Below are 16,057 nucleotides of genomic sequence, written 5' to 3'. Positions count from 1 at the left end.
GAGACTTTTCTAGGAGAGAAATTGCTCGACGCAACCACTTTTGACGAGCTTCGCATCGGTCTGGCCACCGCCGACGACATCCGTCGTTGGTCCTACGGCGAGGTCAAGAAGCCCGAGACCATCAACTACCGCACGCTCAAGCCCGAGAAGGACGGCCTCTTCGGCGAGCAGATCTTCGGACCTTCCCGCGACTGGGAGTGCGCCTGCGGCAAGTACAAGCGCGTGCGCTTCAAGGGCATCGTCTGCGAGCGCTGCGGTGTCGAGGTCACGAAGTCCTCGGTGCGCCGCGAGCGGATGGGCCACATCGAGCTCGCCGCCCCCGTCACCCACATCTGGTACTTCAAGGGCGTGCCCTCGCGCCTCGGGTACCTGCTCGACATGGCGCCGAAGGACCTCGAGAAGGTCATCTACTTCGCCGCGTACATGGTGATCGACGTCGACGACGAGGGTCGTCACGCCGACATGCCCGGTCTCGAGAACGAGCTGCGCCTCGAGATCAAGACCATCGGCGACCAGCGCGACGCGCGCATCGCCGAGCTGATGGCGCGCAAGGAGGCCGAGCTCGCCGAGCTCGAGGCCGAGGGCGCCAAGAGCGACCAGCGCAAGCGTGCCGAAGCCGCCGCCGACAAGGAGATGGCCGGCGTCCGCAAGAGCGCCGACGAGCAGATCGCGCACCTCGAGCGCGTGTGGGAGGACTTCCGCACCCTCAAGGTCGGCGACCTGAAGCCCGAGGACTCGGTGTTCCACGAGCTGCAGGACCGCTTCGGCATGTACTTCGACGCCTACATGGGCGCCGAGGCCATCAAGAAGCGCCTCGAGGCGTTCGACCTGGCCGCCGAGGCCGAGGACCTGCGCCTGCAGATCGCCGAGGGCAAGGGCCAGAAGAAGATCCGCGCGATCAAGCGCCTTCGCGTCGTCAGCTCCTTCCTGCAGACCGGCAACTCGCCGGCCGCGATGGTGCTCGACGTCGTCCCGGTGATCCCGCCGGAGCTGCGCCCGATGGTGCAGCTCGACGGTGGCCGGTTCGCCACCAGCGACCTGAACGACCTCTACCGTCGTGTGATCAACCGCAACAACCGCCTGCGTCGCCTGCTCGACCTCGGGGCTCCCGAGATCATCGTGAACAACGAGAAGCGGATGCTGCAGGAGGCCGTCGACGCGCTGTTCGACAACGGTCGTCGTGGTCGCCCGGTGACGGGTACCGGCAACCGCGCCCTCAAGTCCCTGAGCGACATGCTCAAGGGCAAGCAGGGTCGCTTCCGCCAGAACCTGCTCGGCAAGCGCGTCGACTACTCGGGCCGTTCGGTCATCGTGGTCGGCCCGCAGCTGAAGCTGCACCAGTGCGGCCTGCCCAAGCAGATGGCGCTCGAGCTGTTCAAGCCGTTCGTCATCAAGCGCCTCATCGACCTGAGCCACGCGCAGAACATCAAGGCCGCCAAGCGCATGGTCGAGCGTTCGCGTCCGCAGGTGTGGGACGTCCTCGAGGAGATCATCCGCGAGCGCCCCGTGCTGCTGAACCGCGCGCCCACCCTGCACCGCCTCGGCATCCAGGCCTTCGAGCCGCAGCTCGTCGAGGGCAAGGCCATCCAGCTGCACCCGCTCGTCTGCGCCGCGTTCAACGCGGACTTCGACGGCGACCAGATGGCCGTGCACCTGCCGCTGTCGGTCGAGGCCCAGGCCGAGGCCCGCATCCTGATGCTCGCGTCGAACAACATCCTGAAGCCGTCGGACGGCCGTCCGGTGACCCTGCCCTCGCAGGACATGATCATCGGCCTGCACCACCTGACCACGCAGAAGGACGGCGCAGCCGGTGAGGGCCGTGCGTTCTCGTCGATCGCCGAGGCGATCCTCGCGTTCGACCAGAACCGTCCGGGCGAGATCGCGCTCGACCTCGGCGCCAAGGTGAAGATCCGCCTCGACGGGCTGCACTTCGCCGAGGGCGACGAGCCCGAGGGCTTCGAGTCGGGCAAGCCCTACCTCCTCGAGACCACGCTGGGTCGTGCGCTCTTCAACGAGGCGCTGCCCGAGGACTACCCGTACTTCAACGCGCAGGCGGGCAAGGGTCAGATCTCCTCGATCGTCAACGACCTCGCCGAGCGCTACCCGAAGACGGAGGTCGCCGCGACCCTCGACCGCATCAAGGACGCCGGCTTCCGCTGGGCGACCCGTTCGGGCGTGACCGTGGCGCTGTCCGACATCGTGACGCCGCCGAACAAAGGCGAGATCGTCTCGAAGTACGAGAAGCAGGCCGCCAAGGTGCAGTCGCAGTTCGAGAAGGGTCTCACGACCGACCTCGAGCGTCGTCAGGAGCTCATCCAGATCTGGACCAAGGCCACCGACGAGGTCGCCCGGGCCATGCAGGAGAACTTCCCGACCGACAACACCATCAACCGCATGGTCACCTCGGGTGCTCGTGGTAACTGGCTGCAGGTGCGCAACATCGCCGGCATGCGAGGCCTCGTGAACAATCCGAAGGGCGAGATCATCCCGCGCCCGATCATCTCCTCGTACCGCGAGGGGCTGAGCGTGGCGGAGTACTTCATCGCGACCCACGGTGCCCGCAAGGGTCTGGCCGACACGGCCCTCCGTACGGCCGACTCGGGCTACCTCACGCGTCGTCTCGTGGACGTCTCGCAGGATGTCATCATCCGTGAAGACGACTGCGGCACCACCAAGGGCCTCGACCTGCCGATCGCGACGACGGACTCCTCGGGCAAGCTCGTGCGCGACCCGAACGTCGAGAACTCGGTGTTCGCCCGCTCGCTCGCGGCCGACGCCGTGAACGCGAAGGGCGAGGTCGTGGCCGAGGCCGGCTCCGACGTCGGCGATGTGCTCATCAACGAGCTCATCGCGGCCGGTGTCGAGACGATCAAGGTCCGCTCGGTGCTCACCTGCGAGTCCGCGGTCGGCGTGTGCGCGAAGTGCTACGGCCGCTCGCTCGCGACCGGCAAGCTCGTCGACATCGGCGAGGCCGTCGGCATCATCGCGGCCCAGTCGATCGGCGAGCCCGGCACGCAGCTCACGATGCGTACGTTCCACACCGGTGGTTCGGCTTCGGCCGACGACATCACGCAGGGTCTTCCCCGCGTGCAGGAGCTCTTCGAGGCCCGGACCCCCAAGGGTGCGTCGCCCATCGCGGAGGCCGCCGGCCGGATCACGATCGACGAGACCGAGAAGCAGCGCAAGGTCATCCTCACGCCCGACAACGGCGACGAGCCGATCGCGTACAACGTGCTCAAGCGTTCGACGCTCCTCGTCGAGGACGGCCAGCACGTCGAGCTCGGCCACCAGCTGATCGTCGGCACCGTCGACCCGAAGGAGGTCCTCCGGGTCAAGGGCGTCCGCGAGGTGCAGAAGCACCTGGTGGACGGCGTCCAGGACGTCTACCGTTCGCAGGGCGTGCCGATCCACGACAAGCACATCGAGGTCATCGTGCGGCAGATGCTGCGCAAGGTCACCGTCGTCGACCACGGCGACACCGACCTGCTGCCCGGTGAGCTCGTCGACCGGTCGAAGTACAACGAGATCAACCGTGCCGCGCTCACCGAGGGCAAGAAGACGGCATCGGCTCGCCAGGAGGTCATGGGTATCACCAAGGCGTCCCTCGCGACCGAGTCGTGGCTGTCGGCCGCGTCCTTCCAGGAGACGACCCGCGTGCTCACGCAGGCCGCCATGGAGGGCAAGTCCGACCCGCTCGTCGGCCTCAAGGAGAACGTGATCATCGGAAAGCTGATCCCCGCGGGCACCGGTCTGAACAAGTACCGGAACGTCACGGTCGAGGCGACGGAGGAGGCGAAGGCGGAGCGGTACCCGAACCGGATCTTCGCCGACGACGCCGCGTTCGCCGAGGGCGACCTCAGCTTCGTCGACTTCGACGCGTTCTCGAGCGACGACTTCACCCCAGGCAACTACAGCTGATCGCCGCGGCGGCGGCGTCCGCTCGCGGTGGCGGCCCGATCTCGGGCCGCCACCGCGAGGACGGGCCGCCGCCGCAGCCCCGAAGGGCCCCGGAGCGATCCGGGGCCCTTCGGCGTGTGCGGTGAATCCGGATGCCGCGAGCCCGTGCGCGAACGGCGGCGGTGAAGCGCCGCGCGGCTGCCTCGCGCGACGCGTCGGCGTTGTTACAGTGGCCCCGAAGGCGGGTGCGACGGCGCCCGGAAGGAGCGCGATCATGAGCAGCACGACTCCCGGATCCGACCCGGATCGCCCGTACGACGACGGCGTCACCGAGCCACGCGAAACCGACGAGCCGTCGTCGACCGAGCACGAGGCCCACGAGCACGAGGCCGAGCACGAGGCCGCGGGGCACGACGCCGCGGGGCACGACGCCGAGCACGAGGGCGCCGAGCACGACGCCGACCTCGCAGCGCCCGCCGAGCGCGAGGTGGAACGCCCCGACGAGCCGATCGGCGAGCGGGACGAGTCGCGGGACGCGACGGCCCGACTCGACGCCGCCGTCGGACGCGCGAACGCCGGCCCCGTGGCATCCGACGCCGACGACACCCGTGACGCGCGCGACGCCGTCGACGAGGTGCCCGAGCCGGTTCCCGCAGACACCGTGCGACGCGAGACCTACGTGCCGGCCGCCACCGTCGCCGCGCCGGGCATCGCGGCGGGCGCGGCCACCCTCGCCCCTGAGTCCGAGCCGGCACTCCAGCCCGAGGCCTTCCGCGAGCCGGCGCCTTCGCCCGCGCCGGCACCGGGCCCGCAGACCATCTACGTCCAGGCCCCGACGCCGCCCAGGACGCGCGGCAACCGCGGGTTCGGCGTGCTCGTCGCACTCATCGGCGCGGTGCTGTTCGCACTCCTCTTCGCCGGCGTCGCCTACCTGCTGCTGCTCGGTCGGGGCGACGCCGTCGAGGCGACCGACGCGTTCGTCGCGTTCCTGCTGAGCCCGCTCTTCTGGGTGCCGATCGTCGGGTTCTTCGTGGGCTTCGCGCTGCTCGCCGTCATCGTGAACCGGGGCGCCTGGTGGTACTACGCAGTCTTCGGCCTGCTCGTCGGCGTGCTCGTGTACTTCGCCTACATCGGCGGCGCCCTGCTCACGGTGCAGGCGTGGACGCTCACGCGCGAAGAGGCGACGGATTTCCTGCGCGAGCGCTGGCTCGACCCCTTCGCGATCGCGGCGTTCATCATCGCGCGCGAGATCCCGATCTGGCTCGGCGGCTGGCTGGCCAGGCGGGGCCGCACCGTCGCCGAGCGCAATCGGCTCGCCCGCGAGGAGTACGACCGCGAGATCGCGGCAGGTCCGCAGCCGCAGCGTCGCTGAGGCGTGGCGGTGAGGCTCGCTCGCATCGGCGGGCGGGCGGCGACGCCCGGCGCGTGCAGATCCGACGAGCGCGCTCGCGGACGCCATTGCGCTCGACGGAAGTGCACGCGCTCGGTGCTCGCGCGTCCGGGCGGGGAGGTACGCTGCTGAGTCGGGCATGGTGACCCCTCCCCATCGACAGCCGCGCCCGCGATCGGATTGGGTGGCGAGACAGTCCCCTTCCAGACGAGGAGCGAAGTGAGCGTCACTCTCGACGTCGATGACGAGGTCGTGCCGGGTCTCGACGCCGACGGCCGGCCCGATCCGGCGTACGCCGAACGCCTCGGCATCGTGCCGGCGCCGGCGGGCCGGCGAAGTGCGGCGTTCGCCGTGGATGCCGTGTGCTTCGTGCTGCTCGCGATCCCCTCGATCATCGGCCTCGTGCAGCTCACGGCCCTCGTCGTGGCGGCGGGCGGGGAGCTTCCGGCGTTCGGAACGGCGGCGATGCCGGCGCTCGTCCTGTGCATCGTCGGGCAGGGTCTCACCGCCGTCTACGGGCTCGTGCAGCTCATCCTGCATGGCCGCACGGGGCGCACGATCGGCAAGACCGCGCTCGGGTTGCGCTCGGTCGACCTCGTGCGCTTCGGCGTGCCCGGCTTCTGGCGCATCGTGCTGCGGGCGCTCCTGCTCTGGCTCGCGCAGATCGTGCTCCCGGTCGTCGGCCCCGCCGTGCTGTTCGCCTCGTCCCTCTGGGATCCCGAGCACCGCGGCCGCAGCTGGCTCGACCGCATCGGCCGCTGCTACCTCGTCGACACCCGCCGTGGTCTGGACCCGCGCGACGCGAAGGCGCTCAGGCATGCACGCCGGGCGCTCGAGGCGCAGCCGGTGGCGGATGTCCCGGGCCTGCCCTCGCTCGCAAGCGACCGCCCGGTGGGCGACGGCCTGTACATTCCGTCGTACCGCTCGAGCTCGGGTGTCGTGGCGGGTGCTCCCGACGGACCGGGAGCGTGGACGCCGCCCGACCTCGTGCCGTCACCGACACCGGTCTCCGCGCCTGCTCCATCCGCGCCTGCGCCCGCATCCGCTCCCGCACCCGCACCCGCACCTTCGGGCGTCGCGGCTCCGGGCCCTGCCGCTGCGATGACCGACTGGGTGCTCGAGTTCGACGACGGCTCGCGGGTCGTGGCCGCGGCATCCGGACTGCTCGGTCGGGGACCGGTCGCCGCACCGGGCGAGCCGGCCGACCAGCTGGTGCCCCTCGTCGACGACTCCATGCGCATCTCGAAGACGCACGCGGGCTACGGCATCGACGCCGACGGATTCTGGCTGTACGACCGCGCGTCGAAGAACGGCGTCGTGGTCACGCTGCCCGACGGCGCCAGCCGGTCGCTCCCGCCCGGGGTGCGCACACCGGTGCCCGCGGGCGCTCGCGTCACGCTCGGCGGTCGCTCGTTCACGGTGACGCGCCGAAGCGGAAGGCAGGCATGAGGCTCAAGCTCGGACTCCGGCGGCAGACCGGATCGCCGGTGGACATCGCCGTGACGGCGGACTCCACGGCCACCGTCGCCGACATCGCGCGGGCCATCGCCGCGACCGATCCCGCCTCGGTGCACCGCGACCGGGTGTCGCAGGCCGCGCTGACCCTCGCGGTCGCGCCGCCGACCTCCGCCGATCCGGTGGTGCTCGAGCCCGACCTCCTCATCGGCGACGCGCCCATCGGCTCGGGCTTCAACGTGGCGGTCGTCGTCCACGCCCCGGCTCCGGCTGCCGCGTCGGCGACCGCGGCGGCGGTCCTCCGCGTCCTCAGCGGTCCCGAGGCCGGGCGGGAGGTTCCGCTGCGACGGGGCAACAGCACCATCGGGCGCACCGCGGGCGTCGACGTGGTGCTCGCCGATCCGCTCGTGTCGAAGCGGCACGCCCGAATCGAGATCGACCAGGCGATCGAGCTCGTCGACCTCAACTCCGCGAACGGGCTCATCGTCGACGGGGGCCTCGTGCAGCGCGTCCGGGTCATCCCCGGGCAGGTCATCACGATCGGCGAGACGGACGTCTCGTTCTCGATCGTCGCTGGCGCGGCCGGTGCCGATCCCGTGCTCGAGCGCGGCGGGGCCCTCATGTTCAACCGGTCGCCGCGCGTCGAGGTGCGCTATCCCGGCACGGAGCACCGGCATCCGGTGATCCCCACCGAGGCCGACCCGCGCCTGTTCCCCTGGCCCATGATCGTCGCGCCGATGATGCTCGGCCTCGCGATGTTCTTCGTGACGGGCAACCCGTATTCGCTCTCGATCGTGGCCATGTCGCCCCTGATGATGCTCGGCAACTTCGTCGGCCAGCGCACGCAGCAGGGCAAGAAGCTCCGGCTCGAGATCGACACGTTCGAGACGCAGCTCGAGGAGCTCGCGGAGACCCTCGCCCGCGAGACCGCCGTCGAGCGGGCGAGGCGGCACGCCGAGGCGCCCGCGGTGGCGACCGTGTACGAGGAGGCCATGCGCCTCGGGCCGCTGCTCTGGACGCGCCGGCCCGAGCACTGGAACTTCCTCGCCCTCCGGCTCGGCGTCGGACGCGCCCGCAGCCGCAACACCATCCAGCAGTCGAACGACCTGAAGGGGATCGCACGCTACACCCGACAGGTCGACCGGCTCCGCGCTCGGCACGAGTTCATCGACGAGGTACCGGTCGTGGAGATGCTTCCGCTGTCGGGTGCGATCGGCATCGCGGGTCCTCGGCATCTCGCCGCCGACGTGCTGCGCGGGCTCGGCGTGCAGCTGTTCGGCCTGCACGCGCCGAACGAGCTCATCACCGCCGCGATCGTCGACCCCGCATGGGCCCGCGAGCTCGAGTGGATGAAGTGGCTGCCGCACACGACGAGTCCCCGGTCGCCGTTCGCCGACCTGGCGCTCGCCGACAGCCAGTCGGCCGGCACCGTGCTCCTCAACGGACTCGAGGAGACGATCCTCGGCCGCCTGTCGGGCACGCCGAGCCGGCGCGGTCCGCTGCGCGACGTCGACACGACGATGGCGCTCGGTGCGAGGGTCGGCGAGGCGGTCGGCGGCGCCGGTGCCCTCGAGGGCGACCTGGCCCTCGTGCTCATCGCCTCGAACGACGCGCCGGTGGACCGGCCGCGACTGACCCAGGTCATCGAGCGGGGCGCCGACGCCGGGATCTTCACCATCTTCCTGGCACCGACCGTGGAGTCGCTGCCCGCGGCGTGCCGCACCTACATCGATGCGACCGACGGGCTCGATCGCGCCATGGTCGGCTTCGTGCGGGCGGGGGAGCAGTTCGAGGCGGTCGGCGTCGAGGGCGTGTCGAACCAGTACGCCGAGGTCTTCGCGAAGCGGCTCGCCCCGGTGGCCGATTCGAGCTCGGTCGCGGCCGATTCGAGCGACCTCCCGACGAGCGTCTCGCTGCTGACGCTCCTCGGAACCGACATCGCGGCGCAGCCGACCGCGGCGATCGAGCGGTGGCGTCAGAACAGCTCGATCCTCGACCGCTCCCGCGGCCCGCGCCCACGTTCGAAGCGTGCGGGCACGCTCAAGGCGTTCATCGGCCAGGGCAGTCCCGACGCGATGTCGCTCGACCTGCGCACGCAGGGTCCGCACGCGCTCGTCGGCGGCACCACGGGCTCGGGCAAGTCGGAGTTCCTGCAGGCCTGGGTGCTCGGCATGGCCGCCGAGTACAGCCCCGATCGGGTCACCTTCCTCTTCGTCGACTACAAGGGCGGCTCCGCGTTCGCGGACTGCGTCGACCTGCCGCACTGCGTGGGGCTGGTGACCGACCTCAGCCCCCACCTCGTGCGCCGGGCGCTCACGAGCCTGCGCGCCGAGCTGCACCATCGCGAGCACCTGTTCAACCGGAAGAAGGCGAAGGACCTCCTCGAGCTCGAGAAGCGCCAGGACCCCGAGACGCCGCCCGCGCTCGTGCTCGTCATCGACGAGTTCGCGGCGCTCGCGGGGGAGGTCCCCGAGTTCGTCGACGGCGTGGTGGACATCGCCCAGCGAGGCCGCTCGCTCGGCATCCACCTCATCATGGCGACGCAGCGGCCCGCCGGCGTCATCAAGGACAACCTCCGAGCCAACACGAACCTCCGGGTCGCCTTGCGAATGGCGGATGTCTCGGACTCGAACGACGTCGTCGGCGACCCCGTCGCGGGCACGTTCGACCCGTCGATCCCCGGGCGGGGGATCGCCAAGACCGGCCCGGGCCGGCTGGTGCCGTTCCAGTCGGGGTACGCCGGCGGATGGACGACCGACGCGCCCGACGTCGCGCAGGTGCGGGTGGCCGAGCTCCGGTTCGGCTCCACGGTGGTCTGGGAGCCCGAGTCCGGGGACGACGCCGACGGGCACGAGACCGACCTCGGCCCGAACGACCAGCGTCGCATGGTGGCGAACCTCGTCGAGGCCGCCAGGAGTGCCGGCATCCCGGCGCCGCGGCGCCCGTGGCTCGACGACCTCACCTCCACGGTCGACCTGCGCACCCTGCCGCTCGAGGGCGACGCGAGGATCCCGCTCGGCATCGCCGACATCCCCGAGCGGCAGGCCCAGGAGCCCGTGTACTTCGAGCCCGACACCGATGGGCACCTGCTCGTCTACGGCACGAGCGGTGCGGGCAAGACCGCGGCGCTGCGCACGATCGCGACGGCCGTCGGGGCGCGTCCCGACCTGGGCGGCGCTGAGGTCTACGGCCTCGACTTCGGCACCGGTTCGCTGCGCTCCATCGAGGTGCTGCCGCACGTCGGCTCGATCGTGCCGGGCGACGACGTCGAACGCATCCAGCGCCTGCTCCGCACCGTGCGGGCCCTGCTCGACGACCGTGCCAGGCGGTTCTCCGAGGTGAACGCCGCGACCCTCACGGAGTACCGTGCGCTCGCGGCCCGACCGCACGAACCGCGCATCCTCCTGCTCATCGACGGCTTCGGCACGTTCAAGCAGGAGTGGGAGGCGACGTCGGCCCGGTCGCCGTTCTACAACGTCTTCATGCGGGTCCTCGGCGAGGGGCGTCCGCTCGGCATCCATGCCGTCGCGACCGCCGACCGCTACGGCGCCGTGCCGACGGCGGTGAGCGCCAACGTGAGCCGCCGCATCGTGCTCCGGATGTCGGACGAGGGAGCGTACTCGATCCTCGGCGCGCCGAAGGACGTGCTGAACGAGCGCAGCGCCCCGGGGCGAGCGATCGTGGACGGCCTCGAGACGCAGCTCGCCGTCATGGGCGGAACGGCAAACGTGGCGAGCCAGACGTCGGAGCTCCAGTCGTTCGCCGCGGCGCTGCGCGCTCGTGGTGCCGTCGAGGTCGGCGAGATCGGGTCGCTGCCCACCGAGCTGCGCGTCGACCACCTGCCGGCAGCGATCGACGGCCTGCCCGTCATCGGCATCTCGGAGGACCTGCTCGGGCCGAAGGGATTCGAACCGGTCGGCACGTTCGTCGTCGCCGGCCCGCCGCGGAGCGGCAAGTCCAACGCGTTGCGGGCGCTGATGACCTCGATGTCGAGATTCGACCCCGACGCGAGGTTCTTCCACTTCGGCGGACGCCGGGCCGTGCTGCGCGAGTTCCGGTCGTGGACGGGCACGGCCCTCGGCGTCGACGACGCACGCGCGCTCGCGAAGGAGCTCACGGGCATCGTCGGCGACGAGACGATCCCCGGTCGTCTCGTGGTGGTCATCGAGAACGTCACCGAGTTCGCGGACTCCGACGCCGAGCGCCCGCTCAAGGAGCTCTTCCAGGCGATCAACCGCAGCGACCACTTCCTGATGGGCGACGGTGACGTGAGCCAGCTCGGCTCGGGATACGGCTTCATCGGCGACTTCAAGGGCGGGCGGCGCGGCATCGTGTTGAAGCCCGACACCTACGACGGCGACTCCCTGTTCAAGGTGCCGTTCCCGCGCGTGCAGCGCCACGAGTTCCCCGAGGGCCGCGGGCTGTTCGTCGAGAACGGCCGCGCCGTCACGGTGCAGTTGCCGCTCGTGGAGGCGTGAGGGCCGACGAGGGCGCCGCACCGCGGCGGGTGCGGCCCGGGTGGGGACCCCTCCCCATTGGCACCCGTTCAGGGGATCCCTACCGTAGAGCACGAGAGGTCCGAAGGGGGCCGAAACGGAAAGGAATGGCCGGCATGGCTGACTTCAAGGCTTCGTACGGTGAGATGGAATCGATGGCGGGCAGGCTCGAGCAGGGCCGCGAGGACATCGCCGACATCCTCCGCCAGCTCAAGCAGGGCGTCGACACGCTGCTGGGCGACGACTTCAAGACCGAGCACGCCTCCGGCAAGTTCGGCGAGGGCTACACCGAGCTCACCACCGGCCTCGAGACGGCCATCGACGGCATCCGCGACATGGGCGAATCGCTCCGCAAGATGATGCAGGCCATCAAGGACACCGACGCCGCACTCGCCGGCCAGTAGTCCGACGTCGCTCCGGGGAGGGTGCCGCGGGCACCCTCCCCGTCGACGGCCGGACGCCGGATGCCGCCACACAACCCACGGTGAACAGGAATCGCCATGCCCGACGTGTACGTGAAGGTCGATCACCTCAACAGGCTGAACGGCTCCCTCAAGCAGATCCTCGTGGAGTTCCACGATGCCGCGAAGCGCACCGACGCGCTCCAGGACATGATCGGACGCCCCGACGGGCGCAGCAGCCTCCGCGACCGGACGCACGAGTTCGAGGGCGGCTGGGACGACCGGCGCAACGCGCTCATCCAGAAGCTGACGGGCATCCAGGCGGCCGTGGAGAGCACGTGCCAGGGCTGGCAGGACTTCGACCTCGAGGCCGCCGACAGCCTGAAGCTGCAGGAGCACGACGGCGCCAACCTGCCGACACGATGAACGGGGCCAGGAGATGACAGAACTTCGCACCCGCAACGGGCACCGCGTCGAGGTGCTCGAGGGCGATGCCGCCGGCATCGTCGCCCGGGGCCGCGAGATCGAGGACCTCGGCGAGCAGATGATCGGCGCGGCCGACATCCTCCGCGAGGTCGGCGACGGCGCCACCGAGGAGCGGGGCCGCTCCATCGAGCGCATCCGCTCGGAGGTGGGCGACGCGCACGAGGAGCTCCGCAAGGCGGGCGAGCGCTACAAGCCCACCGGTGGCGTGATGAAGACCTACGGCGAGAAGCTCGCCGACGTGCAGGCCGCGATGCGCACGATCGTGCGGGAGGCCGCCGACGCCAAGGCCGCCCTCGACCAGAAGCGCGCCGCCGCGGCGACCGCGGCATCCGCGGCCGACGACGCACCCGACGCCGATCCCACGGATCCCACCGCGGTCGAGCGGAATCGGCAGTTGCGCGAGACCGCCGCCGATGCCCAGACGGCGGTCGGCAACGCCGAAGACGACCTCGACGCGCAGTACGCGCTGTTCGACTCCCAGTGGGAGGTATGGGACGAGGCCTATGAGACCGCACTGCGGGGCGTCAACGACGCGACCGAGGGCAACGTCAGCGACGACTGGACCGACAACCTCGCCGGCGTGGTCGAGGTGGTGCTCGAGGTCCTCGCCTGGGCGGGCGTGGTGCTCGCGATCGCCGCGCTCATCATCGGCGGCCCGTTCATCGCCCTGATCGCCGCCATCGCCGGCGTCATCGCGCTCATCGGCACGGTGTTCCTGTGGGCGAAGGGCCGCAGAGGCCTCGCCGACGTCGGCTGGGCGATCGTCGGCGTGCTGCCGTTCGGCAAGCTCGGCAAGCTGTTCCAGTCGGGGAAGCGACTGACCGGGCTGAAGGAGTTCCTCGGCGGCCCCTACCTCGAGATCGCCACGCCGCTGCGCCGCATGACCGCGCTCCGGGGCCTCACGAACCCGGCGAACCTCCGTGCGGGCGGCGGGCTCGGCCAGCGGGCCGCCGGCGGCCTGGCATCGCGCCTCGGCCGCGACTTCTCCGCCTTCCAGGGCGCCGGGCCCCGCAACATCCTGAACCGCATCGTCGGCGGATCGAGCCGCGGCTACTCGATGGCGCTCGCCGAGAACTTCGCGAGCCTGTCGGCGCACCACCAGCGCGTCGTCACGCCGCACCTGGGCGCGCTGGCCGACGTCATCAGCGGTGGTGCCAAGCCGGTCGCGACCAGCGAGGCGATCGCGAACGTCATCGAGTTCGGCGTCAAGCGCACGCGGATGGTCGACGGCCGCATCGGCGAGGTGCAGTCGCAGACGGCGACCAGCCCGGTCGACGCATGGCGCGTCCAACTGGCGGCATGATGCCGGTCCCTCAGCGGCGGTCGATATGGTGAAGGCGATGCCGAACGAGACCTCCCCCGTGCCACCGTTCCAGCTCATGCTCCCCGCCGGCTGGGAGGAGCTCCCGGCCGACGAGGCATCCGTCCGCCTCCTCGTGGAGCGCTCGGGCGCGGTGTTCAAGTCGCAGCATCGACCCGACCTCGACGCCGAGTTCCGTCGCCTCATGCACACGGCCGCACGCAAACTGAAGCAGGGCCGGGTCTTCGCGCTGTACCTCCAGACGGAGGTCCCGTCCGAGCAGGTGCTGCCGCTCTCGATGACGGCGGCCGTGGCCGACGGGCAGCTGGGCGGCACGCTCGATCGTCAGGTGACCGACCTCTTCCGCGAGCACGACGCCGAGTTCCTCCGCGACGATCACGGCATCGTGCGCTGGCAGGCCGACACCAGGTCCCGCGGCGACCTGGAGGGCACCGCGGCACGCGTGCTGAACTACCTCATCGCGGTGCCCGGCACGGGCCGGCGCAGGGCGCTCGTGTTCACGACGACGATCCCGTACCCGACCGACGAGGACGACGGCTTCCGCGATCGGTTCGTCGAAGAGCTGTGCCTGCTGAGCGACACCATCGTGAGCACGTTCGCGTGGCAGGCGGTGGACGCGTGAGGTACGAGATCCCGTACGACGCCGGCATCTGGTTCCCGGCACCCGAGGCGTTCCCGGCGGGCCGCTGGCCCGCCGAGGAGGCCTGGGCCGGAGCGCTGGTCGACGAGTTCGAGGCGGACCTCGGTCCGCTCACCGAGGATGCCCGCATGGCGGTGCGAGAGTTCGCCGTCATGGCCCGCGCACAGCGCACTCCGCTGGCGACCGAGTGCCTGCTCTTCTGCCCCCGGAGCGTGCCCGCGCTCGGAGTCGTGCAGGTCTTCATCGGCGAGCACGGCGAACAACGCCTCGACCTCGACCACGAGACCGCCGACGACGAGCGGGCCATCCTGCCGCCCACCGTCATCGACTTCCCGTCGGAGCACCTCGGAACCGGGCGGCGTGCCGCGATCGTGCTGCCCTCGAGCGATGCCGGCATCGCGGCGGGGCGGCTCAACTACGTGTTCGACGTCGGCGGCGCGGTCGTCGCGGTGAACGGCACGGCCGACAGCGCTCGCGACGCCGGGTTCATGGCCCCGTTCCTCGACGAGCTCGTGCGCGGCATCCGCGTCGAGGCGGCATGACGAGCGCGCTGACGGATGCCGCTGCGGCTGCGTCGGAGCGGGCGCGCACGATGCCGCTCACTCCGATCGACCCGCCCGCGGCGGTCATCCGCGCGCTCGAGGATGCGGCGCTTCCCCGCATCGACGCGGAGGCCGCCCGCCGCCTCGTCGACCTCGACCGGCGGTTCGATCGCACCGTGAGCCGGCTCCGCCAGGAGCTCGCCCGGCGCCAGGAGCACGCCGAGGAGGAGCCTGTGCGGCGCCCCGCGTGGGGCTGGGACGCCCTCGGCTTCCTGCTCGCGCTCGTCGCGGTGCCACTCCTGCTCGCCGGTGCGCCAGGCGCCGGCCCGGCGCTTCCCGCCCCCGTGGGGGCCTGGATCGCGACGCTCCTGGTCGTCGGCGCCGCGGCGATGCACGTCGTGGGCGCGCGGCGAGCCCGCCGCGACGGATCGAGCGTCGCCTCCTCGCGTCACCTCGTGCTCCTGACGGCGCTCGTGTCGCTGGCGGTGGCCGCGCTCGTGGGCTGGCGCGCCGTCCTCGCCGGCGGGGCATCCGGGGCCGCTGCCGTCGACCCCGGCGCCGTCGACGCCGGGGTCGTCGCGCCCATCGCGCTCGCCGTGGTCGCCGCCGGTGCTTGCGTCGTGCTGTTCGCGCGGGCGTCACGGGAGGCCCGCGCCGAGGCGCGCGTGCGCGCCCTCGCCCGCGACGCCGAGCGCGGGCGTCGTGCCGACCTCGAGGTCGAGCTCGACGCGGCCATCGAATCGGCCCAGGCCGAGGCGCGAACGTTGCTCGGCGTGCTCGACGCCGATCGGCGGACGCAGCTTCGGGGCGCGATCACGGCGGCGGTGGCCGCCCTCGGCCGCCGTCAACTGCTCGAACCGGCGGTCCTGCGGGAGCTCCGAGCCGCCGAGCCCGGACAGCTGCGCTATCGGGTCGGGCTCTGACCTGACCGTCGACGGCGGCGTACGCTCGGAGCATGGAGGAGAACGCGCGCAGAGCCTGGGTGGTCGCCGGGTTCGCCGCGGCACTCTACCTGGCGCTGATCGTCGCCGCCTACGGCTTCGTCAGCCTGCTCACCGACACCGAGGTGATCTCGAGCGCCGACGCCGGCCGGCTCGTCGGGCCGGCGATCATCGGGGCCTCCGCGCTCGCGCTGCTGCTGCATCTCGGTCGCGCGTTGCGGACGCCGCAGCGCGTGCTCGCCCCCACCCTGCTCGCGGCCGCCTTCACGTGGTGCGCCGCAGTGGTCGTGGCGATCATCGGCTACGCCATCGCGACCGGCACCGTGCTCGCCAGCCTCGGCTTCGGCCTCGGGTTCGGCCTCGGCTGGTTCGGCCTGCTCATCCCGCTGCTGGGCGCGATCGTCGCGTGGCTCGCGCTCCTCGTCGCCGGCGCGCAGTCGGGCGGCATCGAACGCCCGCGCTGGCCGTGGGAGCGCGACGAGGAGTGA

11 protein-coding genes are annotated in these 16,057 nt (G+C 71.4%); all 11 read left to right on the top strand.

The window, feature by feature from the left end:
* Positions 1-21: 21 nt before the first annotated feature.
* Positions 22-3,918, top strand: a complete 3,897-nt coding sequence (gene rpoC / locus ACVFI9_RS15910) for a DNA-directed RNA polymerase subunit beta' (RefSeq protein WP_474763160.1) — start codon at positions 22-24, stop codon at positions 3,916-3,918.
* A gap of 253 nt (positions 3,919-4,171) precedes the next feature.
* Positions 4,172-5,269, top strand: a complete 1,098-nt coding sequence (locus ACVFI9_RS15905; RefSeq protein ID WP_474763159.1) for a hypothetical protein — start codon at positions 4,172-4,174, stop codon at positions 5,267-5,269.
* A 237-nt stretch (positions 5,270-5,506) separates the two neighbouring features.
* Positions 5,507-6,736, top strand: a complete 1,230-nt coding sequence (locus tag ACVFI9_RS15900; RefSeq protein ID WP_474763158.1) for an RDD family protein — start codon at positions 5,507-5,509, stop codon at positions 6,734-6,736.
* Positions 6,733-11,220 carry an FtsK/SpoIIIE domain-containing protein gene (locus ACVFI9_RS15895; protein WP_474763157.1) on the top strand — a complete coding sequence of 1,496 codons (4,488 nt, stop codon included), beginning with the start codon at positions 6,733-6,735 and terminating at the stop codon, positions 11,218-11,220. The genes ACVFI9_RS15900 and ACVFI9_RS15895 overlap by 4 nt, the downstream gene beginning before the upstream one ends.
* A gap of 134 nt (positions 11,221-11,354) precedes the next feature.
* A complete protein-coding gene (locus ACVFI9_RS15890; protein WP_474763156.1) occupies positions 11,355-11,642 on the top strand; it encodes a WXG100 family type VII secretion target in 288 nt (95 codons plus the stop codon).
* Between the two features lie 96 nt (positions 11,643-11,738).
* The gene (locus ACVFI9_RS15885) at positions 11,739-12,065 is read left to right on the top strand and encodes a hypothetical protein (protein WP_474763155.1); all 327 of its coding nucleotides are present in this window, start codon (positions 11,739-11,741) and stop codon (positions 12,063-12,065) included.
* A 13-nt stretch (positions 12,066-12,078) separates the two neighbouring features.
* Complete coding sequence (locus tag ACVFI9_RS15880; RefSeq protein WP_474763154.1) at positions 12,079-13,428, top strand: hypothetical protein; 1,350 nt, start codon at positions 12,079-12,081, stop codon at positions 13,426-13,428.
* Positions 13,429-13,465: 37 nt separating this feature from the next.
* Entirely contained in the window at positions 13,466-14,068 is a 603-nt protein-coding gene (locus tag ACVFI9_RS15875) for a hypothetical protein (RefSeq protein ID WP_474763153.1), read from the top strand.
* The gene (locus ACVFI9_RS15870; RefSeq protein WP_474763152.1) at positions 14,065-14,628 is read left to right on the top strand and encodes a hypothetical protein; all 564 of its coding nucleotides are present in this window, start codon (positions 14,065-14,067) and stop codon (positions 14,626-14,628) included. Before ACVFI9_RS15875 ends, ACVFI9_RS15870 begins: the two co-directional genes overlap by 4 nt.
* On the top strand, positions 14,625-15,551 hold the full coding sequence (locus tag ACVFI9_RS15865; protein ID WP_474763151.1) for a hypothetical protein: 927 nt from the start codon (positions 14,625-14,627) through the stop codon (positions 15,549-15,551). The genes ACVFI9_RS15870 and ACVFI9_RS15865 overlap by 4 nt, the downstream gene beginning before the upstream one ends.
* Before the next feature lie 32 nt (positions 15,552-15,583).
* Positions 15,584-16,057: a DUF6121 family protein gene (locus ACVFI9_RS15860; protein WP_474763150.1), complete on the top strand. Its 474-nt coding sequence runs from the start codon at positions 15,584-15,586 to the stop codon at positions 16,055-16,057.

It is taken from the genome of Agromyces sp. NSFZ (assembly GCF_056156205.1).
This window is presented reverse-complemented; position numbering and strand designations above follow the sequence as displayed.

Bases quoted from the DNA above. Each gene is read 5' to 3' on its own strand.
- ACVFI9_RS15885 (WP_474763155.1), top strand. From the start codon at position 11,739: ATGCCCGACGTGTACGTGAAGGTCGATCACCTCAACAGGCTGAACGGC.
- ACVFI9_RS15860 (WP_474763150.1), top strand. From the start codon at position 15,584: ATGGAGGAGAACGCGCGCAGAGCCTGGGTGGTCGCCGGGTTCGCCGCG.
- ACVFI9_RS15905 (WP_474763159.1), top strand. From the start codon at position 4,172: ATGAGCAGCACGACTCCCGGATCCGACCCGGATCGCCCGTACGACGAC.
- ACVFI9_RS15895 (WP_474763157.1), top strand. From the start codon at position 6,733: ATGAGGCTCAAGCTCGGACTCCGGCGGCAGACCGGATCGCCGGTGGAC.
- ACVFI9_RS15890 (WP_474763156.1), top strand. From the start codon at position 11,355: ATGGCTGACTTCAAGGCTTCGTACGGTGAGATGGAATCGATGGCGGGC.
- ACVFI9_RS15880 (WP_474763154.1), top strand. From the start codon at position 12,079: ATGACAGAACTTCGCACCCGCAACGGGCACCGCGTCGAGGTGCTCGAG.
- ACVFI9_RS15875 (WP_474763153.1), top strand. From the start codon at position 13,466: ATGCCGAACGAGACCTCCCCCGTGCCACCGTTCCAGCTCATGCTCCCC.
- ACVFI9_RS15865 (WP_474763151.1), top strand. From the start codon at position 14,625: ATGACGAGCGCGCTGACGGATGCCGCTGCGGCTGCGTCGGAGCGGGCG.